The sequence below is a fragment of the Pseudomonas fluorescens genome (genome assembly GCF_005938625.1).
Classification (GTDB): domain Bacteria; phylum Pseudomonadota; class Gammaproteobacteria; order Pseudomonadales; family Pseudomonadaceae; genus Aquipseudomonas; species Aquipseudomonas fluorescens_BD.
Genome location: NZ_VCNJ01000003.1, coordinates 79,412 through 99,952, shown reverse-complemented (window position 1 = coordinate 99,952; position 20,541 = coordinate 79,412). Strand labels below are relative to the sequence as shown.

Annotated in this window: 22 protein-coding genes and 1 pseudogene; 16 read left to right on the top strand and 7 right to left on the bottom strand. The window is 60.2% G+C overall.

Features of this window, described 5'->3' with window-relative positions; all coding sequences use genetic code 11:
• Positions 1 to 5 precede the first annotated feature (5 nt).
• Positions 6 to 182, bottom strand: coding sequence for an LPS translocon maturation chaperone LptM (gene lptM / locus FGA82_RS02365; RefSeq protein WP_003229400.1), 177 nt, complete (start codon positions 180 to 182; stop codon positions 6 to 8).
• A 355-nt stretch (positions 183 to 537) separates the two neighbouring features.
• On the opposite strand from lptM, the gene cyaY reads away from it, so the two are divergent.
• The 3 genes from cyaY to rnk all read left to right on the top strand — a co-directional run bounded on the left by cyaY (position 538) and on the right by rnk (position 1,663).
• Positions 538 to 870, top strand: a complete 333-nt coding sequence (gene cyaY / locus FGA82_RS02360; protein WP_141125904.1) for an iron donor protein CyaY — start codon at positions 538 to 540, stop codon at positions 868 to 870.
• Positions 871 to 874: 4 nt separating this feature from the next.
• Complete coding sequence (locus tag FGA82_RS02355; RefSeq protein ID WP_137218495.1) at positions 875 to 1,096, top strand: DUF1289 domain-containing protein; 222 nt, start codon at positions 875 to 877, stop codon at positions 1,094 to 1,096.
• A 147-nt stretch (positions 1,097 to 1,243) separates the two neighbouring features.
• Positions 1,244 to 1,663, top strand: coding sequence for a nucleoside diphosphate kinase regulator (gene rnk, locus FGA82_RS02350; RefSeq protein WP_016985881.1), 420 nt, complete (start codon positions 1,244 to 1,246; stop codon positions 1,661 to 1,663).
• Positions 1,664 to 1,669: 6 nt separating this feature from the next.
• On the opposite strand, the gene FGA82_RS02345 is transcribed toward rnk, so the two are convergent.
• The 3 genes from FGA82_RS02345 to FGA82_RS02335 form a co-directional block, all read right to left on the bottom strand.
• Entirely contained in the window at positions 1,670 to 4,513 is a 2,844-nt protein-coding gene (locus FGA82_RS02345) for a class I adenylate cyclase (protein WP_141125903.1), read from the bottom strand.
• A gap of 181 nt (positions 4,514 to 4,694) precedes the next feature.
• Positions 4,695 to 4,940 carry a TIGR02647 family protein gene (locus FGA82_RS02340; RefSeq protein ID WP_008084565.1) on the bottom strand — a complete coding sequence of 82 codons (246 nt, stop codon included), beginning with the start codon at positions 4,938 to 4,940 and terminating at the stop codon, positions 4,695 to 4,697.
• A gap of 260 nt (positions 4,941 to 5,200) precedes the next feature.
• Positions 5,201 to 5,485, bottom strand: a complete 285-nt coding sequence (locus tag FGA82_RS02335) for a hypothetical protein (protein WP_122596690.1) — start codon at positions 5,483 to 5,485, stop codon at positions 5,201 to 5,203.
• Positions 5,486 to 5,608: 123 nt separating this feature from the next.
• On the opposite strand from FGA82_RS02335, the gene FGA82_RS02330 reads away from it, so the two are divergent.
• The gene (locus FGA82_RS02330; RefSeq protein WP_141125902.1) at positions 5,609 to 6,268 is read left to right on the top strand and encodes a glutathione S-transferase family protein; all 660 of its coding nucleotides are present in this window, start codon (positions 5,609 to 5,611) and stop codon (positions 6,266 to 6,268) included.
• 133 nt (positions 6,269 to 6,401) lie between these two features.
• On the opposite strand, the gene argH is transcribed toward FGA82_RS02330, so the two are convergent.
• On the bottom strand, positions 6,402 to 7,796 hold the full coding sequence (gene argH, locus FGA82_RS02325; protein WP_141125901.1) for an argininosuccinate lyase: 1,395 nt from the start codon (positions 7,794 to 7,796) through the stop codon (positions 6,402 to 6,404).
• 325 nt (positions 7,797 to 8,121) lie between these two features.
• Between argH and FGA82_RS32800 the strand changes: the two are divergent.
• From FGA82_RS32800 to rsd, 8 genes and pseudogenes are all read left to right on the top strand, one after another.
• Positions 8,122 to 8,271, top strand: a pseudogene (locus FGA82_RS32800) (sensor histidine kinase); the annotation flags it as partial.
• Positions 8,268 to 9,014, top strand: a complete 747-nt coding sequence (locus FGA82_RS02320) for a LytR/AlgR family response regulator transcription factor (RefSeq protein WP_007911111.1) — start codon at positions 8,268 to 8,270, stop codon at positions 9,012 to 9,014. The pseudogene FGA82_RS32800 and the gene FGA82_RS02320, both read left to right, overlap by 4 nt.
• 138 nt (positions 9,015 to 9,152) lie before the next feature.
• Positions 9,153 to 10,094, top strand: a complete 942-nt coding sequence (gene hemC, locus FGA82_RS02315) for a hydroxymethylbilane synthase (protein ID WP_141125900.1) — start codon at positions 9,153 to 9,155, stop codon at positions 10,092 to 10,094.
• Positions 10,091 to 10,852: a uroporphyrinogen-III synthase gene (locus tag FGA82_RS02310; protein ID WP_141125899.1), complete on the top strand. Its 762-nt coding sequence runs from the start codon at positions 10,091 to 10,093 to the stop codon at positions 10,850 to 10,852. The genes hemC and FGA82_RS02310 overlap by 4 nt, the downstream gene beginning before the upstream one ends.
• 16 nt (positions 10,853 to 10,868) lie before the next feature.
• Positions 10,869 to 12,011 carry a uroporphyrinogen-III C-methyltransferase gene (locus FGA82_RS02305; protein WP_141125898.1) on the top strand — a complete coding sequence of 381 codons (1,143 nt, stop codon included), beginning with the start codon at positions 10,869 to 10,871 and terminating at the stop codon, positions 12,009 to 12,011.
• Entirely contained in the window at positions 12,008 to 13,246 is a 1,239-nt protein-coding gene (locus FGA82_RS02300; protein ID WP_141125897.1) for a heme biosynthesis protein HemY, read from the top strand. Before FGA82_RS02305 ends, FGA82_RS02300 begins: the two co-directional genes overlap by 4 nt.
• A gap of 218 nt (positions 13,247 to 13,464) precedes the next feature.
• Positions 13,465 to 14,016 (top strand): disulfide bond formation protein B, encoded by a 552-nt coding sequence (locus FGA82_RS02295; protein ID WP_141125896.1) that lies wholly within the window; start codon positions 13,465 to 13,467, stop codon positions 14,014 to 14,016.
• Positions 14,017 to 14,199: 183 nt separating this feature from the next.
• A complete protein-coding gene (gene rsd / locus FGA82_RS02290) occupies positions 14,200 to 14,658 on the top strand; it encodes a sigma D regulator (RefSeq protein ID WP_141125895.1) in 459 nt (152 codons plus the stop codon).
• A gap of 58 nt (positions 14,659 to 14,716) precedes the next feature.
• Here rsd and FGA82_RS02285 read toward each other — a convergent pair whose 3' ends face one another.
• Positions 14,717 to 15,382 carry an FKBP-type peptidyl-prolyl cis-trans isomerase gene (locus FGA82_RS02285; RefSeq protein WP_134175989.1) on the bottom strand — a complete coding sequence of 222 codons (666 nt, stop codon included), beginning with the start codon at positions 15,380 to 15,382 and terminating at the stop codon, positions 14,717 to 14,719.
• 192 nt (positions 15,383 to 15,574) lie between these two features.
• Here FGA82_RS02285 and FGA82_RS02280 point away from each other — a divergent pair, with 192 nt between their 5' ends.
• A complete protein-coding gene (locus FGA82_RS02280) occupies positions 15,575 to 16,741 on the top strand; it encodes an AlgP family protein (RefSeq protein ID WP_141125894.1) in 1,167 nt (388 codons plus the stop codon).
• Here FGA82_RS02280 and FGA82_RS02275 read toward each other — a convergent pair.
• Positions 16,738 to 17,199, bottom strand: coding sequence for a TIGR02444 family protein (locus FGA82_RS02275; protein WP_141125893.1), 462 nt, complete (start codon positions 17,197 to 17,199; stop codon positions 16,738 to 16,740). The two genes, FGA82_RS02280 and FGA82_RS02275, sit on opposite strands and share 4 nt — an antisense overlap.
• A gap of 50 nt (positions 17,200 to 17,249) precedes the next feature.
• Between FGA82_RS02275 and FGA82_RS02270 the strand changes: the two genes are divergently transcribed.
• From FGA82_RS02270 to rhtB, 3 genes are all read left to right on the top strand, one after another.
• Positions 17,250 to 19,160, top strand: a complete 1,911-nt coding sequence (locus FGA82_RS02270) for an ATP-binding cassette domain-containing protein (RefSeq protein WP_141125892.1) — start codon at positions 17,250 to 17,252, stop codon at positions 19,158 to 19,160.
• Complete coding sequence (locus FGA82_RS02265; RefSeq protein WP_064116380.1) at positions 19,160 to 19,741, top strand: mechanosensitive ion channel family protein; 582 nt, start codon at positions 19,160 to 19,162, stop codon at positions 19,739 to 19,741. Before FGA82_RS02270 ends, FGA82_RS02265 begins: the two co-directional genes overlap by 1 nt.
• A gap of 152 nt (positions 19,742 to 19,893) precedes the next feature.
• The gene (gene rhtB / locus FGA82_RS02260; protein ID WP_077574998.1) at positions 19,894 to 20,526 is read left to right on the top strand and encodes a homoserine/homoserine lactone efflux protein; all 633 of its coding nucleotides are present in this window, start codon (positions 19,894 to 19,896) and stop codon (positions 20,524 to 20,526) included.
• Positions 20,527 to 20,541: the final 15 nt, after the last annotated feature.

Here is a 20,541-nt window from a genome sequence, read left to right as displayed (position 1 = left end):
ATCCCTTATTGGTAAACGTCGTGCTTGTGCGCCTTGGAGGCAGGCTGTTGTTGCGACGATTTGGCTTGCTCGGCCGGGTCCTGATCGTCATCGGGCAGGTACAGCGGGCCTTTTTGACCGCAGGCCGAAACGAGGCAGGCAACCGCGACGAGCGCAGCAAGGGAAGAGATCAGGCGCTTCATGGCGAAATCCTTGAAAATGCGTTAATTGCGCCGGAGTATACCGGCCACCCGGCGGCTTGCCTATGCGAGGGGGTTCCCGTCCGGCGGGGCTCGTCCAAAGCTGCCCGAACCGCCGTAATCTCCTGTAGGAGTGAGCCGGCTCCGGGCGGCGATCCGACGATAGCGGAGTGTCAGATACATATATGCTGACTGACACACCGCTTTCGTCGGATCGCCGCCCGGAGCCGGCTCGCTCCCACAGGGTTCGGTGTTGCTGGGCCGGCAGGTGCTTGGTCGTTAATCTTTGCAATCGGCCGGCAGCGTCCGTATCTTTCGGCGCTTGTGCCTGATCAGAACATTTTTTGAGGTTGCCGCAATGAGTTTGTCCGAAGCCCGTTTTCACGATCTGGTCGATGAAACCCAGGAAAAACTGGAAGACATCTTTGACGAAAGTGATCTGGATATCGACATGGAGAACTCGGCCGGTGTGCTCACCGTCAAGTTCGAAAACGGCTCGCAGCTGATCTTCAGCCGTCAGGAGCCGCTGCGTCAGCTGTGGCTGGCGGCGGTGTCCGGTGGTTTCCACTTCGACTACGACGAAGAAAGCGAGCGCTGGATGTGCGACAAGAGCGAAGAGCAATTGGGCGAAATGCTCGAGCGCATCGTCGAGCAGCAGGCCGGCGCCGAATTCGACTTCGAAGGTCTGTGATTCCGTGACTGACACCGCTCCTGTTCGTCCACCCAAGCCGCTTTACAGCAACATCAGCCCGGCCGTGCCTTCGCCGTGCAGCGGCGTGTGCCGACTGGACGAACAAAAGGTCTGCCTCGGCTGCTTCCGCCATGTCGAAGACATTCGCGAATGGCGTTCGGCAGACGATCAACGCCGCCGGGTCATCTGCGCCCAAGCCGCAGACCGCCGCAATTCCTCAACGTAGGGGCTGGCCGGGTGGGTGACTTGTATATTTTTTGAGCTGTGATAGTGTCCGAACACGCCTCAACCCATCGAGGCCTGGTGAAAACCCCGTCTTTTTTGGCGGGGTTTTGCTTTTTTTGTGTGCAGAAGAAAGGAGTCTGCCCGGATCATGACCGCACCTTCCATCACCCTTACCCGTCTGGACGTGCAACGTCTGGAACGCCTGATCGACAGCCTGAACGATAAAGATCAGGCTGCGCCGGGCGTGATTGCGCTGCAAACCGAGCTGGACCGCGCCGATACCGTGGTCGGCCACGATGAAGTGCCCGCCGATGTCGTGACAATGAATTCCCGTGTGCATTGCCGCGAAGAAGGCAGTGGCAAGGATTACCACCTGACGCTGGTCTATCCGAAGGACGCCAACGCCGATGAAGGCAAGATCTCGATCCTGGCCCCGGTCGGCAGCGCGTTGCTGGGCCTGAAGGTCGGTCAGCACATTGACTGGCCGGCACCCGGTGGCAAGACCCTCAAACTGACTTTGCTGGAAGTCGAATCGCAACCGGCCAATGGTGGCGCGTTTCCCGAGTAACCCGCCTCAGACCTGTTCGAGTGCCTCGTTCAGGGCGCGCTCCAGGTCAGCCTTGTAGCGTAGATACAGATTGCTTGAACTCTGCCCGTCACCGAGCAGGCCCGAAAGGTCGAGGTCGGTGATGTAGCAGCGATAGCGTTCGCTCTCACGGCGCTGTTCGACGATCTCCCGGGCGACCACGCTGAACAGCTGGTCGCCATGTTCCAGTTCGCTGAATTCCCGTTGATTGCAATACAGGGTGACCTGCACTTCGCCCGGTGCGGCTTTGCCGACGATCGCCTGTACGTCATAGAACGGCTTGTTCACTGGCGTCTGCGGTGCCGGCCGCGCTTCGACCCGGCGCGCGCGTCCCGGGCCCGATGGCAATAACTGGTAATACAAGGTTTCGAGACGGGCATCCGGGCCGGCGTCCATCGGCAGCACGGCTTCGCGGCGGAACAGAATCGATTGCAGAAAGCGCTGCAACGGCACCAGCAGGCTCTGCTCGTCGTGATAAGGCAAATGCTGCTGCCACAGCGCGTTGAACTCATCCAATACGTACAACTCGGCCTGCTGCTCGGTGATGCGGTAGAACACTTGAATGCATTCCGGCTGGCCCATCGGCAGGATCAATGCGAGGTCGTGATCTTCCAGCGCCATCGGGTCCAGATGTAGCGGGCTGTAGCGCGGCTGTTCCTCGCCGAGGTAATCGAGCAGGGCCGGCAGGGTGGCGAGGGCGACGTGGTTGACCTGGCCCGGCACCAATTCCAGCACGTGATAGTGCTGCTGCACTTGAACCAGATAGCGGTGGTTCAGCTCGCTGAGCAACAGGTTCTGTGCGGTATCGATGATTTCTTCGACCCGACGGGCAATGAATTGCGCGCGGTTGTGGCAGAAACAACGCACCTTCAGCGACGGCTGCAGCGGCCCGCGCGGCAGATTGTTGAGGTAATCGCGCAGGCAATCGAGCAGGGCGTGCGGGCCGTCGAAGCGGTTGACCAGCACTTCGTTCCAGCTATTGAGCGTGACCTGATCCAGCGTCAGCACGAGGTTTTCGCGCACCCCGGCGTAACTCAGCGAGTCGGTGCGCTCGGTGGTCATCAGGATATTGAGGTCGCGGTGATGCTTGAGCGGGTCGACGCCGACGTTGACCAGAATCAGCACTTCGCTCGGCACCGCTGCACGCAGCAACGGTTCTTCCGCGACGGTGGGCAAGGGCAGGGCGATGCACTGTTGCAGGCTGCCGAGGAGGTTGAACAGTTCGAACTCGCTCAGGTCGCTGGTGCCGGGATGCAAAGCGAGGCGCGTGCTGCTGTCGATCACGCCGTTGCGGTGGCACCAGGTCAGCAGTTCAAGCAATTCGCGGCTGCGCTTGATCGGCGCGAAGTGTTCCCACTCAAGTGCCGTGAGGCTGCCGTTATACAGGCCCCACTGGGTTTGCCCCGGTTCCTTTTTATTGCGCGACTGCACCAGGGTCAGGGTGTCTTCGGCCAGATCCGGGGCGATGCCGGGGTTGATGAACTCGACCTTGTCGGCCTTGCGCTCGAAGGCTGCGTAGAGTCGGCGGCCGAGCACATTGAGGTCACGCTTGTTGATCAGGCTGACGGTCTGCTCGGTGCGGGCAAACTGGGTGAGGAAGCGATAGCTGTAGTTCAGCTCATTGACCAGCGCCCGGCGTTCGGCGCTGACCTGGCGGACTTTCCACTGGCTGCGGCTGTCGAGCAGCGTCAGTTGTCGCTGATCCCAATGCCATTCGCTGGCCAGCCGTTCCAGCAACGAACGTTGCCAGCTCTGCGTGCGGCTGTTGCCGGTGAGCTTGCGGTTGACCTTCAGGTACAGCGCGCGGCGTACCAGTTCCAGGCGTTCCGGTTCGTTGCGTGCGGTGAGGTATTCCTCGATACGCCGATACACGACCATGTACGGATCCAGTTCATCAAGATCCAGCTGGTTGGCGAACACGGCTTTCTTGAAGCGCAGGCTCAAGCACTGCACCTGCGGGTGTTCGCTGGCGTAAACCTCGGTCAGCAGCAGTTTGAGCACCGACTTGTAGGGCGACTCGATGCCTTTGAACAACTGCCACAACCCGGCACCAATGAACTCGCCCGGCGGAATCGTCGCCAGATGGCCAAGGTCAAGGGTTTCGTCGGCGCGGATAAAGCGCTTGGACAGCAGGGTATGGGTGTAAAGATCGTAGGCGGTTTCTTCGTAAACCGGCACCAGCCACCAGATCGGTGTGCGCCCGGCCAGCCAGATTGCGGTGCGATAAAACTCGTCGAGTAGCAGATAGTGCTGGGTCGACCCGCAGTTTTCCGAACTGAGCTGGGTGTCGCGTTCGCCTTTGACGAAGCGCACCGGGTCGATCAGAAAGAAATGTGCCTCGGCGCCCTGGCTCGCGGCCCAGGCCTCAAGCAAATGACATTTTTTGCCCAGTTCAGCGAGTTCGCTTTCGCTCAGATCCGGTGCGTGGCAGACCCACACGTCCATGTCGCTCTGATCAGCCTGCGCCAGCGTGCCGAGGCTGCCCATCAGGAACAGGCCATGAATCGGCCGCGGTGGATTGCTGCCGTGGCGCGGCTTGTAGGAAAACGAACGGGTCAGGCGTTGCGCTTCGGCGAGTGTGTTGGTGTCAGGCTCGTAATTCGACAGTCCGGCCGGCGTACTGCCCGAGACATAGCCCGGCAGCAGCGGATGGTTGACGTGGAAGAACAGCGGCAATAGCGTCAACACGCTCTGTTGACGTGTCGACAAGCCTTCGAGGGCGCGGCCGAGGCGGCCTTCATTGAGTTTGAGAAAACGCGCGCGCAGCTGGCTGAGGACCTTGCGGTCAATGCCTTCGTCGAGGTCGGGGCGGATTTCGTGGGTGCGCGTCATGTCAGCTCAAACCGGCTCAAAGGCTCGGACGTAGAGGGTCTCGGAATGTCAGGCAGTTTAGCCTTAGCGCAGCGGGACTTTTAGCTGAATTTGTTTTTTGACGTCAGATTTCTATCGCGGGCGACCGGGCAGGCCCGCGGAAATCCCGTGGCAGGAGTTCCCGTGGGCAAAGTCAGGGGGATCAGGCGGTTTCTTGCTCTCTCAGAATGGTCAGCACGGTTTGCACATTTTGTGCGGCATCGCGACCGAGGCTGGTCAGATACCCGCCATCGGGCTGATCGGTCAAGTCTTTTTCAAAGAGGCGTTTGGCGGCAGAAATATGTTTCGGGGCAGCGGTCTGATGAATTTTCAAACCTTCCTGGGAACTGTCCAGGGGAAAGAGTGCGAGGACTTCCAGTTCGGCAACCAACTCAGGGGTAAGCGACATAAGGACTCCAGACTTTCTAGGAATTGGACGACAGCGTCCCTAAGGTGAACCCGCTTTTGCGGCATGTCCAGTGCTCAGATCAGGGATTTTGTCTTGAGGCGGATTCCAGTGTAGTCGGGGCTCAGGGGAAGGCCTGATAGATGGGTGACAAATTGTGTGGGAGCGAGCCTGCTCGCGAAAGCGGTGTGTCATTTAGCGTTGCTTTTGCTGATGCACGGCATTCGCGATCAGGCTCGCTCCCACAGGGGGATGTGTTTGGCTTACTGCTTTTCTGGCGGTAATTCCGGCAAGGCGCGCAGCGCCGCTTCGTACCATTCAGTATCAAATGCGCGGTCTTCATCGAGCATCGCGTCAATCTCGTAGGCCAGCACGTGCGCCATCAGGTTGAGGATCTCTTCGCGCTCAGTTCCGACCAGTGTCAGCTTGTTGAAAGTCGCTTTGGCCGCTGGCGGGTTGTCGCTTTCGATCTGGTTCTCGATGGCTTCGATCAACGTAGCCTCGGTGAACTCTTCTTCGTCGTTGTCGATGTCTGTCGGCTCGCTCATGGCAGGCTCCTCATGGAAAGGCGCCAGTTTACCCGCATTCAGCGGCGTGATGCTGCTGGCGCGATTCGCCTGCACGATCTATAAACAGGCCCTGCCCACCCCGCACGGCCTGGAGGCTATGTGATGCTCAAGCTCTACGGATTCTCAGTCAGCAACTACTACAACATGGTCAAACTGGCACTGCTGGAAAAAGGCCTGCCGTTCGAAGAGGTCACGTTCTACCCGACGCCGACCCCGGAATCTCTGGCCATCAGCCCGCGTGGCAAGGTCCCGGTGCTCGGTGTGGACGCCGGTTTCATCAACGAAACCGCGATCATCCTCGAATACCTCGAACAGACCCAGAAAGGCACACCGCTGCTGCCGAGCGATCCGTTCGAGCGCGCGCAAGTCTTGGCGATTGCCAAGGAAATCGAGCTGTACATCGAGTTGCCCGGCCGTGCCTGTTATGGCGAAGCATTCTTCGGCATGACCCTGCCGGAAGCGATCAAGGAAAAGACCAAGACTGAACTGTTGCTGGGTTTTGCAGCTCTGGGCCGTCACGGCAAATTCGCCCCGTATGTGGCAGGCGACAGTTTGAGCATTGCCGATTTGTATTTCCTCTACAGCGTGCCGTTGGCCTGTGCGGTCGGGCAGAAACTGTTCGGGATTGATTTGCTGGCGGATATGCCAAAGGCGAAGGCGCTGCTGGAGCGGCTGGAGCAGAATCCGCATGTGCAGAAGATTGCGGCGGACAAGGAAGCCGCGATGCCGGCGTTTTTGGCGATGATCGCTGCCAAGAAGTGAGTTTTATAGCGCTCTGAAGGAAGCCTTCGCGAGCAGGCTCGCTCCCACAGGGTTATGTGCTGAAACACGATTATGTGTTCGACGCGAAACCCGTGGGGGCGAGCCTGCTCGCGAAGCTTTTGGCTTTTGGCTTTTAGCGGCTGGCGATCAGGGCCTGGCCGCGCACCACAGCCGCTTTGACCTGCACCGGCGCAGTGCCGCCGATATGGTCACGGGCATTCACCGAGCCTTCCAGGGTCAGCACGGCAAACACGTCCTGCTCTATCTGATCGCTGAACTGACGCAGTTCTTCCAGACTCATCTCGGCCAGATCCTTGCCGGTGTCCACGCCGTACTTCACGGCGTGGCCAACGATTTCATGGCAATCACGGAACGGCAGACCACGACGCACCAGATAATCCGCCAGGTCAGTCGCTGTGGAGAAACCACGCAGCGCCGCTTCACGCATGATTGCGTGCTTCGGTTTGATCGCCGGGATCATGTCGGCAAAGGCCCGCAGCGAATCGCGCAGGGTGTCTGCAGCGTCGAACAGCGGTTCCTTGTCTTCCTGGTTGTCCTTGTTGTAGGCCAGCGGTTGGCCTTTCATCAAAGTCAGCAGGCCCATCAGTGCGCCGAATACACGGCCGGTCTTGCCACGCACCAGCTCTGGCACGTCAGGGTTTTTCTTTTGCGGCATGATCGAGCTGCCGGTGCAGAAACGATCCGGCAGATCGATGAACTGGAACTGCGCGCTGGTCCACAGCACCAGCTCTTCGGAGAAGCGCGACAAGTGCATCATCGCGATGCTTGCGGCCGAGCAGAATTCGATGGCGAAGTCGCGATCGGAAACGTTGTCCAGCGAGTTGCCGCCGACGGCATCGAAACCCAGCAGTTGCGCGGTGTATTCACGGTCGATCGGGTAGGTGGTGCCAGCTAGCGCAGCGCTGCCCAGCGGCATGCGGTTGGTGCGCTTGCGGCAGTCGACCAGACGCTCGTAGTCGCGGCTGAGCATTTCGAACCAGGCCAGCATGTGATGACCGAAAGTCACTGGCTGCGCGGTCTGCAGGTGGGTGAAGCCGGGCATGATGCTCGCGGCTTCGCGCTCGGCTTGTTCCAGCAGGCCTTTTTGCAGGCGGGTGATTTCGGCGAGGATCAGGTCGATCTCGTCACGCAGCCACAGGCGGATGTCGGTGGTGACCTGGTCGTTGCGGCTACGCCCGGTGTGGAGCTTTTTACCGGTGACGCCGATGCGATCGGTCAGGCGTGCTTCGATGTTCATGTGTACGTCTTCGAGGTCGATGCGCCAGTCGAACTGGCCGGCCTCGATTTCGCCCTGAATGGTCTTCAGGCCATCGATGATGCTGTCGCGTTCGGCATCGGTCAGCACGCCGACCTTGGCCAGCATAGTGGCGTGGGCGATCGAGCCCATGATGTCGTGGCGATACAGGCGCTGGTCGAAAGTGACGGAGGCGGTGAAGCGGGCGACGAAGGCGTCGACGGGTTCACTGAAGCGGCCGCCCCAGGACTGATTGGTCTTGTCAGTGCTCATGAATTCGCTCGTATCGGCTTGAAGAAAGAAGGCGTGAAACGCTGGCGCGGATAATAACAGGGTTGCCAATCCTGTCGTTGACACTGGTCGATACGTTTTTTTCTCATTGTGTGCGCCATAGTCGGCGCTGGTCCCGGAGGTTTTGCGCAAGGATATTTTTCGATTGAGCAATATCGGCGCGGCGAGCGTCTACAGTTGGACATAAGGGTCGACGCGGCTCTGGATCACGTAAAGGTCTTGCCGCCGACTATAAGAAGAGGGGTTGGGTGTTTTGTCCTTCGGCAAACCCCGTGAGAAACGCAGGAAACAGCGGGCTTTGAGCAGTACGACCCGGGCACTGGCAAATATTGCTGGCCGACGTACGGCACTTTTTGGCGCTCGGGCTAGTCTTAGCGTGGATCGCGGTGACGGACGTCACTTCACCTGTCTACGCTATCCTTGTGCGAGACTCACGCAGGAATCCAGCGCAATATGAATGTCCTGATCGTTGATGACGAACCACTGGCTCGCGAGCGCCTCAGCCGAATGGTGAGCGAACTCGAGGGTTATACAGTTCTGGAGCCCAGCGCCACGAATGGCGAAGAGGCGTTGGCACTGATCGACAGCCACAAGCCGGATATCGTGCTTCTCGATATCCGTATGCCAGGCCTCGATGGCCTGCAGGTCGCTGCCCGTCTGTGCGAACGCGAAACGCCGCCTGCCGTAGTGTTTTGCACCAGCCCCGATGAATTTGCCGTGGAAGCCCTGCAGGCCAGCGCCGTGGGCTATGTGGTGAAACCCGTGCGAACTGAACATCTGCATGACGCCCTGAAACGGGCGGAACGTCCCAACCGGGCGCAACTCTCGGCCCTGACCCGTCCCGCTGCTGAAAGCGGCACCGGCCCGCGCAGCCACATCAGTGCGCGCACCCGCAAAGGCATCGAACTGATCCCGCTGGATCAGGTGGTTTACTTCATTGCCGACCACAAGTACGTGACCTTGCGCCACGAGGCCGGCGAAGTGCTGCTGGACGAACCCCTCAAGGCGCTTGAAGACGAGTTCGGCGAGCGCTTCGTGCGTATCCACCGCAACGCGCTGGTCGCCCGCGATCGTATCGAGCGTTTGCAGCGCACACCGCTGGGGCATTTCCAGCTGTTCCTCAAAGGGCTCAATGGCGATGCGCTGATTGTCAGTCGCCGGCATGTGGCCGGTGTGCGCAAGATGATGCAGGGCCTGTAACCCGGTCATTCCGGACGGCTCCAGCTCCTTTTTACCGGGCATTGCAGGCCAGGGAGGCCGCGCCGACTCTGATTCAAGTCAAAGTGGATTTGGCTGAGCTGTTATTATCCGCCGTATCTATTCAGTACGGATTGATCCATGTCCTCTCGCGAAATCCGCATCGCCACCCGTAAAAGTGCGCTGGCCCTCTGGCAGGCCGAATACGTCAAAGCCCGTCTGGAAGCGGCCCATCCGGGCCTGCTGGTGACGCTGGTGCCCATGGTCAGTCGCGGCGACAAGCTGCTCGATTCGCCACTGTCGAAGATTGGCGGCAAAGGTCTGTTTGTCAAGGAACTGGAAACCGCGCTGTTGGAAAACGAAGCCGACATCGCCGTGCATTCGATGAAAGACGTACCAATGGACTTCCCTGAAGGTCTCGGTCTGTTCTGCATCTGCGAGCGTGAAGACCCGCGCGATGCGTTCGTTTCCAATACCTATGCCAGCCTTGAGGCATTGCCTGCCGGCAGCATTGTCGGCACGTCGAGTCTGCGTCGTCAGGCGCAATTGCTGACCCGTCGTCCGGACCTGCAAATCCGCTTCCTGCGCGGCAACGTCAACACCCGCTTGGCCAAGCTCGATGCTGGCGAGTACGACGCGATCATCCTCGCTGCGGCCGGTCTGATCCGCCTCGGTTTCGAAGATCGCATCACCTCGGCGATCAGCGTTGATGACAGCCTGCCGGCCGGTGGCCAGGGCGCGGTTGGCATCGAATGCCGCAGTGCTGACACTGAAATCCACGCTTTGCTCGCACCTTTGCATCATGCCGATACATCATCGCGCGTGACCGCCGAACGTGCTCTCAACAAACATCTGAATGGCGGCTGCCAAGTGCCGATCGCCTGCTATGCGGTGCTCGAAGGCGAGCAGTTGTGGCTGCGGGGTCTGGTTGGTGAGCCGAGTGGCGGCAAGCTGCTCAGCGCCGAAGCGCGTGCTCCACGCGCGGATGCCGAAGCACTGGGCGTCAAGGTGGCCGAAGACCTGCTCAGCCAGGGCGCCGACGACATTCTCAAAGCGGTCTACGGCGAGGCAGGTCACGAGTGACTGGCTGGCGCCTGCTGCTGACGCGCCCTGCGGAGGACTGTGTGGCGCTGGCGCAGACGTTGGCCGGGCAGGGCGTTTTCAGTAGCTGTTTGCCGCTTCTGGACATTGTCGCGCTGCCGGTCTCTGCCAAAATTCGCCAGGCGATTGCGCGGTTGCCGCGTTGCAACGCGGTGATCGTGGTCAGCAAACCGGCGGCGCGCATTGCGCTGGATCTGCTCGGTAATTCGTCTTCGCTGACGATGCCTTGGTTCAGCGTCGGTGCAGCAACCGCGCAGATTCTTAGCGATCATGGTCTGGACGTGAGCTTCCCTGCGGATGGCGATGACAGCGAAGCCTTGCTGCAATTGCAGCGTCTGCGTGAGGCGGTCAGCCAGCCGGGTGCGCAGGTGTTGATCCTGCGCGGTGAAGGCGGCCGCGAGTTGCTTGCCGAGCGCCTGCGCGAGCTTGGTGCTAGTGTCGAGTATCTGGAATTGTATCGACGCGACTTGCCAGCCTACGCCCCGAAGGAACTGCCACGGCGGATCGAAGCGGAACGCTTGAACGGGCTGGTGGTCAGCAGTGGACAGGGTTTCGAGCACCTGCGTCAGATGGCCGGCGATGCCTGGCCGACCATCGCGCCGTTGCCGTTGTTTGTTCCAAGCCCAAGAGTCGCCGAGCTGGCACGTGCCGCCGGGGCTCAAACAGTTGTGGATTGCCGCGGCGCGAGTGCCGCGGCTTTGCTGACGGCGCTACGGGAGCATCCCGTACCCGTTTTCTAATGCAAAGGATGGATACGTGAGCGAAACAGCCTTGCCAAAAGATGACGTCCAGCCTGTGATTGAAACCCAGGTTGAAACTCCACCGCCGGCCACAGAGCCGCGCCGAGGCAATGGACTGGCCATCGTCGCCTTGTTGCTCGGCGCTGCCGGCGTCGCGATCGGTGGCTGGGGTGTCTGGCAGGTCCGTCACCTGCAGACCAATACTCAGCAGCAATCCGGTGAAGTGCAGGCATTGAACGATCAGGCGCAGAGTCTGAAGCTCAATGAGCAGCGTCTGACCGAGCGCCTCGCACAACTGCCGGGTGCCGACGAACTCGCTGATCGCCAGCGTCTGGTCACGCAACTGCAGGGTGATCAGCAGCGCCTCAATCAACGTCTGGAAACCGTCCTCGGGGCGAGCCGCAAGGACTGGCGTCTGGCCGAGGCCGAGCACCTGTTGCGTCTGGCCAGCTTGCGCCTGTCTGCGTTGCAGGACATCAGCAGCGCTCAGGCGCTGGTGCAGGGCGCTGACGAAATCCTCCGTGAGCAAAACGATCCCGGTTCCTTCGCCGCTCGCGAGCAAGTGGCGAAAACCCTGGTGGCGCTGCGCAGCACGTCGCAACCGGATCGTACCGGTCTGTTCCTGCGTCTCGGCGCATTGCGTGATCAGGTCATCGACCTCACCGAGCTGGCGCCGGAGTACAAGGATCGCGGCGAATCACTGCTGGGTCTGACTGCGGACGGCGACGGCGCCAGTCGTTGGGCGCAGTGGTGGGATAAGGTCTCGCGCTACATCCGTATCGATTTCAATGCCGACAAGAATGTGCGGCCGCTGCTGGCCGGGCAGAGCCTGAGTCAGGTGCGCCTGGCCCTGAGCTTGGCACTGGAGCAGGCGCAGTGGGCTGCGCTCAACGGACAAGCGCCGGTCTACACCCAGGCGCTGGCTGAGGCGCGTGATGTGCTCAAGGGCAATTTCAACCCGGACAATCCGCAAAGCAAAGTGATGCTCGAACAGGTTGCCGAGCTAAGCAAGGAACCGGTCACGGTCACGACGCCGGATCTGGCTGGCACGCTGAGTGCGGTGCAAGCCTATCTTGAGCGGCGCAATGTCAACGCCGAAGAGTCGGTGAAGCCCTTCGCCAAGCCTGCCGCCAACACCGCGCAGGAGATCACACCATGAAACGCCTGTATGTGATCGTGTTTCTGGTGATCGCGGCGACGGCGGCACTGGGGCTGGCGATTGCCGAGCATTCCGGTTACGTGCTGGTGGCCTACAAGAGCTTCCGCTACGAGTCGAGCCTGTGGGCGACACTGGCGGTGATCACAGTGGTGTGGCTGCTGATCTGGGGGATCAAGGCGCTGGTTGAATTGGTCATGACCTCCAGCGGTGTGGTCAATCCATGGTCACGCCGCAACCGCAGTCGCCGTGTCCAAGTGGCGATCGAGCACGGCCAACTGGATCTGGCCGAAGGTCGCTGGGCCAGCGCTCAACGGCATCTCTATCGGGCGGCTGAAGCCGAGCGTCAGCCATTGCTGTACTACCTCGGCGCTGCCCGCGCGGCCAATGAGCAAGGCAATTACGAAGAGTGTGATCGTTTGCTGGAGCGCGCACTGGAGCGTCAGCCTCAAGCAGAGCTGGCTATCGCTCTGAGCCATGCGCAGTTGCAGACTGACCGTGGCGATACCGACGGTGCCTTGGTGACCCTGCAAGCAATGCATGATCGCCATCCGCACAATGCACAGACGCTGCGTCAGTTGCAGCGCTTGTATCAGCAGCGTGGCGAATGGTCGGCAGTGATTCGTTTGCTGCCGGAGTTGCGCAAGGACAAAGTCCTTCCGCCGGCTGAACTGGCTGAGCTTGAACGCCGCGCCTGGGGTGAAAACCTCTCGCTGGCCGCACAGCGTGAAGAGGACGGAACAGTTGGCTTGCAGTCGCTCACGCGCGCCTGGCAGCAACTGACCTCGGCGCAGCGTCAGGAACCGCCGCTGGTGTTGGCGTACGCCGAACAGTTGCGTCAGTTGGGCGCTCAGGTGGAAGCAGAAGAAGTGCTGCGCACTGCCCTCAAGCGCAAGTACGACAGCCATCTGGCCCGTCTCTACGGACTGGTACGCGGTAGCGATCCGGCGCGTCAGTTGCAAACCGCCGAAGGCTGGCTGAAGGAACATCCGAACGATCCGAGCTTGTTGTTGACCCTCGGCCGACTGTGTCTGCAAACCAGTCTGTGGGGCAAGGCACGGGATTATCTGGAGAGCAGCCTGCGTGTGCAGCGTAATCCGGAAGCCTGTGCGGAACTGGCGCGCTTGCTCGCACAGTTGGGCGATACCGAACGCAGTAATCAGCTGTTTCAGGAAGGTCTGGGTCTGCTGGACGAGCGCCTGCTGGCCGCACCGTTACCGGTACCGGCTCACGTCTGAAGTGGCGAGGGAGTTCGCTCCCTCGCTTACCTTTTGTGGCTGAAGTTTCTGCTTCAGTCAGCGCTTGCGGAAAATTCCTACGGCGAACTACACCAATTCCTCTCGAACCTGTCGGGTTTTCCCTACACCTCTGGTGAACTGTCGGCAGGGCCTCGCCTTGAAAGGCTGACACGCTTTCCTCTACCGTAACTGCCTGTCTCTACTGTTACGGAAAAGCCATGTCGTTGGCCTGCTCACGCTCCTTGTTCTTCATGGCTTTCACTGCGGGGGCCTTTGCTCTGGGAGCTTCTTATTATCTTGAATATGCTGTCGGTCTGACGCCGTGCAGCCTGTGCCTGGTGCAACGCCTGTTTATCACGCTGCTGTGCGTATCCAGTGGTGTGGCGGCGGTGCACGGCCCCAAACGCGTCGGCTTGTGGTTCTACTGGTTGTTGACCCTGGGCGCGAGTCTGGGAGGCACCACGGCTGCCTGGCGGCAGGTATTGATACAGAGTGACCCGGTGCTGCAACTGCTTGATTGCGCGCCTGCCCCCGAGACATTGTTCAGTGGTCTGCCCTGGATCTGTGCCTTGCAAAGAATGTTTAGTGGCGGTGCCGATTGTGCGGAAATTTCCTGGACGCTGTTCGATCTGAGCATCCCGGAGTGGAGCCTGCTGTTCTTTGTCGCTGTCTCGATTCTGGCGGTGTATCAATTGCTGCGGCTGGTCTGGAGTGCTCTGCAACGACCGCTCAGCGGCGAAGCGTCGCACCCGGTGCTGCTGCGGGATTAAACACTTGTATGAACTTTATCTCCTGCGTACCTTGAAGCCATAGGCGTGCGGGCATAATCTGGCCCGCACGTGTCATTGGATTTATGTTGCTCGATGACGCTCTGCCCGGCCGACCCCCAAGGCAAAATCAAAAGAGGGGCGCGGGTGTAGAGCAGCATGACCCACAAGGGAAGAGAGATCGCCATGCTCGAAAGTTGTCAGAATGCTCAGGAACGTTGGGGTGGAGTTCATCTGCTGATCGACCGCTGGTTGCAGGAGCGTGAAGATCTGATCGGTGCCTACGACAAACTCGGTGCGCAGCCTGAGTCGCTGGCCGAGAGCCGCAAGCCCTTGCAGGAGTTCTGCGGCGTGCTGGTCGATTACGTCTCGGCCGGGCATTTCGAAATCTATGAACAGCTGACCGGCGAAGCCAAGGCGTTCAACGACAAACGTGGTCTCGAACTCGCCGAGACGATCTATCCGCGCATCGACGTCATCACTGAAAAACTGCTCGCCTTCAACGATCTGTGCGATGAAGGCAAGTGCGTGGCCGAGAAGTTCAAGGAACTCGGTGGCCTGCTGCATGAGCGCTTCGAACTCGAAGACTGCCTGATCGAAGTGCTGCACACAGCACACAAGGAAGAAGATCCGGTTCAGGCCTGATCCAGAAACCTGATCAAAAAAACGGTGCGCCCCAAGCGCACCGTTTTTTATTGCCTGTTTAACTGGTCGCGCCGCGCAACTCCACTTCAAATACCAGCGGTGTAAAGGGGGCAATCAAGTCGCCGGCACCGTCGGCGCCATAGGCCTGATCCGATGGGATCACCAGTCGCCATTTTGCACCTACCGGCATGTTCTGCAGTGCGGTGCGCCAGCCGGCAATTACGCTGTCGAGATTGAACCATTGTGGCTGAGTGTTCTGATCGAACACTGTGCCGTCCGGCAGCCGACCGACATACAGCACCTGGACTTTTCCGTCAGGCCCGGCTTTTGTGCCATTGCCAGGTGTCAGCTCGGTGAGCAGGATGCCGTCGGCCAGTTCTTTCACACCCGGTTTGGCTTTTTCAGCGGTCAGAAAACGTTGCTCGTTTTCCATCGCCGCATCACTTGAAGGCTGTGCTGAGTGCTCGGCATTTTGCGCTTCATGATCAGCCAGAATCTGTTCGATGCGTGCTTCGCTCAGTGCCAGCGGCTTGCCTTGATAGGCTTGTTGCAAGCCGTCGACCAGCGCCTGAATCTGCAATTGCGGGACTTCCTGACGCAGCCGTTCACCGAGGCTGGCACCGAGGCTGTAGGCCAGATCGTGAGCATCGTTCGCGGTGGTTTTTTCGTCCGCATGAGCGGCCGAAAAAATCATCCAGAGGGATAAAAAAAAGTAGCGCGACATGGGCACACTCCGTCCTGAGATGCGGTGGATTATGCCAGCGCGAACGTCTGCAACGGTGAACTGCTTTTGCCTTCGCGCAGAACATTTTCGATTCGGTGCAACGCAACGCAATCGATACTGTCAAGATGCCCTAGCGGCGGTAACTGCAGAGGTCTAGTATGAGCCGCACTCACGTCAGCCAGGAGGTAAACCATGTCGGCCACCAAGAAGCCTGTAAATACTCCGTTGCACTTACTCCAACAACTCTCGGGCAGCTTGCTCGAGCATCTGGAAAACGCTTGCTCGCAAGCTTTGGCTGATGCTGAAAAACTGCTCGCCAAACTGGAAAAGCAACGCGGCAAGGCGCAAGAAAAACTGCACAAGTCCCGCACCAAATTGCAGGACGCAGCTGCTGCCGGCAAAGCCAAGGCACAAACCAAAGCCAAGGGCGCAGTGAAAGAACTGGAAGACCTGCTCGATGCCTTGAAGGAACGTCAGTCCGATACCCGCAGCTACATTCTGCAACTCAAGCGCGATGCCCAGGAAAGTCTGAAACTGGCTCAGGGTGTTGGTCGCGTTCAAGAAGCCGTGGGTAAAGTATTGTCCACCCGCGCAACCAAACCGGCAGCGGCACCAGCGAAGAAAGCAGCCGCCAAACCTGCGGCGAAAACTGCAGCGGCAAAACCCGCTGCAAAAACTGCCGCCAGGCCTGCTGCAAAAGCGCCAGTGAAAGCGGCGGCCAAACCGGCTGCTAAAACCGCTGCAAAACCAGCGGTGAAAAAACCGGCGGCGAGCGCTGCAAAACCAGCGGCGAAAACCACCGCTGCCAAGCCAGCTGCTGCCAAGCCAGCTGCACGTACTGCCGCTGCAAAGCCGGCTGCAAAACCAGCCGCTGCCAAAGCTGCTCCGGCTAAAACCGCAGCTGCAAAACCGGCCGCTAAACCTGCTGCCAAAGCGGTGGCGAAACCAGCAGTAAAACCTGCTGCCAAAACCGCTGCTGCCAAACCAGCAGCCAAGACTGCCGCTAAACCCGCTGCTGCAAAACCAGCCGCAAAACCAGCCGTTAAGGCCGCCGCCAAACCGGCAGCCAAGCCAGCCGCGAAACCGGCCGCCGCTGCTAAACCTGCGACTACTGCTGCCAAGCCTGCAGCTGCCAAACCGGCCGCCAAGCCAGCTGCAAAACCCGCCGTGAAAAAGCCAGCCGCTGCCAAACCAGCTGCCGCCAAACCGGCTACCGCTCCAGCTGCCAAGCCTGCTGCGCCAGCCACTCCGGCCACGTCAGCCGCCGCAGCACCAGCCGCTACTACCTCGACCCCTTCGACTGCGCCATCGCCAGCCGCTACGTCGAGCGTCAGCAACAACCCGACCAGCGCTTCCTAAGTGCCGGTTGCCGCGACGCGCAGCACTTGCAGCGCGTCGCGGTTCGGTCCGGCCGCCGTGCCGGCCAATTCTTCAAGCCAGGTGATTGAACCTGCGTCGTTTCGCAGCCACTCCTGCGCCACCCCCTCAAGCCGTGACAGCAACGCTCGCTCAGCTTCTAGCTCAAGTGATTTGATCTGCTCGCGCATGCCTTTCAACACCGCATCGTCAACTGCCCGTGCTTTCCACTGCATACGCAGTGTTCGCAGTGGCTGCACCACGTCGATATCCCACGGTTCGGTCAGCGCCTGAAGCTGGCGAACGCGTAGTTCATCGCAGGCCACTGCGCGCTGCTCCAGCCATAAACCGCACAACAGCAGGCACACGTTCGCGCCCGCCGTTTGCAGTTGCAGGCAGGCATCTTCCACGCCCGGTCGGGCGTAGGTGGCAAGGGAAAAGCTCCACAGGTCAGAGGACATCGTGCTACTCGCGCCAGTTGTGAGCGAAGCTGGTAGACTCCGCCGCCATTATGATCCGACTTCAGAACCTGACTTTACAGCGTGGCCCGCAACGTCTGCTAGAAGACGCCGAGCTGACTCTGCACGCCGGCCACAAAGCCGGCCTCATCGGTGCCAACGGCGCCGGCAAATCGAGCCTGTTCGCCTTGATTCGGGGCGAACTGCATCCGGACTCGGGTGACTGCTTCCTGCCGGCTGACTGGCGCATCGCCCACATGCGCCAGGAAATCGAGACGCTTGAGCGTCTTGCTGTCGACTATGTGCTCGATGGTGACTTGCGTCTACGCGAGGTGCAACGTGACCTCGCCGCCGCCGAAGCAGCGCACGACGGTGCTGCTCAGGCCCGTCTGCATGCCGAACTCGACAGCGCCGACGGCTATACCGCCGATGCGCGGGCGCGCAAATTGCTCGCCGGTCTCGGCTTCACCAACGAGCAGATGGATCGCCAGGTAGGAGATTTCTCCGGTGGCTGGAGGATGCGTCTGAATCTGGCGCAGGCATTGATGTGTCCGTCGGACCTGTTGTTGCTCGACGAACCGACCAACCACTTGGATCTCGACGCAATCATCTGGCTCGAAGAGTGGCTGAAAAGCTACCCGGGCACCTTGCTGCTGATTTCCCACGACCGCGATTTCCTCGACGAAGTCGTCGATCACGTCGCGCATGTCGATCAGCGCAAAATCACCCTGTATCGCGGCGGCTATAGCGCATTCGAGCGCGCCCGTGCCGAGCGTCTGGCCCAGCAACAACAGGCCTACGAGAAGCAGCAGGCGCAACGTGCGCACATGGAAAGCTACATCGCCCGCTTCAAGGCGCAAGCGACCAAGGCCCGTCAGGCGCAGAGCCGGATCAAGGCGCTGGAGCGGATGGAAGAGCTGTCGGCGGCCCACGTCGACTCGCCGTTCGATTTCGTCTTCCGCGAGTCGAGCAAGATCTCCAGCCCGCTGATTGACCTGTCCGATGCCAGCTTGGGTTACGGCGACAAAACCATCCTGGAGAAGGTCAAGCTGCAACTGACCCCGGGTGCGCGGATCGGCCTGCTTGGCCCGAACGGCGCGGGTAAATCGACGCTGATCAAGAACCTCGCCGGCGAGCTGTCACCGCTCGGCGGACGCCTGACCCGTGGCGAGAACACCGTGGTCGGTTACTTCGCTCAGCATCAGCTCGACTCGCTGGACTCCAAGGCCAGTCCGTTGCTGCACATGCAGCGTCTGGCACCGACCGAACGCGAGCAGACCCTGCGCGACTTCCTCGGTGGTTTCGACTTCCGCGGTGCACGCATTGATGAGCCGGTGCTGAATTTCTCCGGTGGCGAGAAGGCGCGTCTGGCCCTGGCGTTGATCGCCTGGGAACGCCCGAACCTGTTGCTGCTCGACGAACCGACCAACCACCTTGACCTGGAAATGCGCCTGGCGCTGACCATGGCGCTGCAGGAATTCAGCGGCGCGGTGTTGGTGGTATCTCACGATCGGCACTTGCTCAAGAGCACCACCGATAACTTCTACCTGGTCGCTGACGGCAAGGTCGAAGAGTTCGATGGCGACCTCGAAGACTACGCGCGCTGGCTGGTGGAATACCGTCAGCGCAACGCGCCGGTCAGCAACACCCCGGTGAACCCGGACAAGACCGACAAGAAGGCTCAGCGTCAGGCGGCGGCTGCGTTGCGTCAGCAACTGGCGCCGCACAAGCGTGAAGCCGACAAGCTCGAAGCCGAACTCGGCAAGCTCCACGAGAAGCTGGCCAAGGTCGATGCCAGCCTCGGCGACAGCGACATCTACGAGCCGGCGCGCAAGAACGAATTGCGTGATCTGCTGGCCGAGCAGGCCAAGCTGAAGGTTCGCGAAGGCGAGCTGGAAGAGGCGTGGATGGAAGCCCTCGAGACGCTGGAAAGCATGCAGGCGGAGCTGGAGGCGCTGTCCTGATGGAAGCGTTCAAGTTGCCGCTGCCGGCGGAGTGGATCGAGCCGATCTGGTTTGCGGTGCAGATTCTGCTGATCCTGCTGGCCGGCTACCTTACCCAACGTTTCGTTGCCAAAGGCCTGACCCGGTTGGGTGAGCGTTATCCGTTTCCGCCGCAATTGCTGATGCCGCTGCGCGGTGTGTTGCGCTGGTTGATCATGGGCAGTGCGCTGATCTTTGTGCTGGAACGCCTTGGTGTATCGGCCACGGTGTTGTGGACTGCGCTGTCGGGGTTCGTCGCGGTGGCGGCGGTCGCGTTCTTTGCGATGTGGAGCGTGCTGTCGAATTTGCTCTGCGCGATTCTGATCTTCACGGTAGGGCCGTTTCGCCTGGGCGATATCGTTGAGTTGGTCGACACCACCGACAAGCCGGGTGTGAAGGGCCGGGTGGTGGCGATCAATCTGCTTTACACCACGTTGATCGAGGCGGAAGAGTTGGGGACTGGCAGCGCGATGGTGCAGGTGCCGAACAGCTTGTTCTTCCAGCGTTCGGTGCGGCGTTGGCGCGGGACGGATGTGTTTCCGTCGAGCGGTTTCGAGAAGTAAGGTTTCGAGCAAGATCAAAAGATCGCAGCCTTCGGCAGCTCCTACAGGGATCGCATTCTCATGTAGGAGCTGCCGAAGGCTGCGATCTTTTGCTTTTAGCCCCAAACCGCATTAGCTTTGACAACTTGTTACGGCATGAGTCGAGGTGTGCGATGGAGCTTCAAACATGGCTGGCGTTTTTTGCCGCCTGCTGGGTGATCAGTCTGTCCCCGGGTGCTGGCGCCATTGCGTCGATGTCCAGCGGTCTGCAATACGGGTTCTGGCGCGGTTACTGGAACGCCCTAGGCCTGCAAATCGGTTTGGCCGTGCAGATCGCCATTGTCGGCGCCGGTGTTGGCGCGATCCTGACTGCTTCGGCGACGGCCTTCCACGCGATCAAATGGTTTGGCGTGGCTTACCTCGTGTATCTGGCCATCAAGCAATGGCGTGCGCTGCCCATGGACATGAGCGATGACGCCGCGGTACGGCCGATCGGCAAACCGCTGGCGCTGGTGTTCCGTGGCTTTCTGGTGAACATCAGCAACCCCAAGGCTCTGGTCTTCATGCTCGCGGTGCTGCCGCAGTTCATCAACCCGCATGCACCGTTGCTGATTCAGTATGTGGTGATCGGTGTGACGATGATCTGCGTCGACCTGATCGTCATGGCCGGTTACACCGGTCTGGCGTCGAAGGTGCTGCGCCTGTTGCGCACACCGCAGCAGCAGAAACGCATGAACCGCACGTTTGCCGGGCTGTTCATCGGCGCGGCGGCGTTTATGGCAACGTTGCGCAAAGCGGCGGCATAAACATCGCGGGCACAA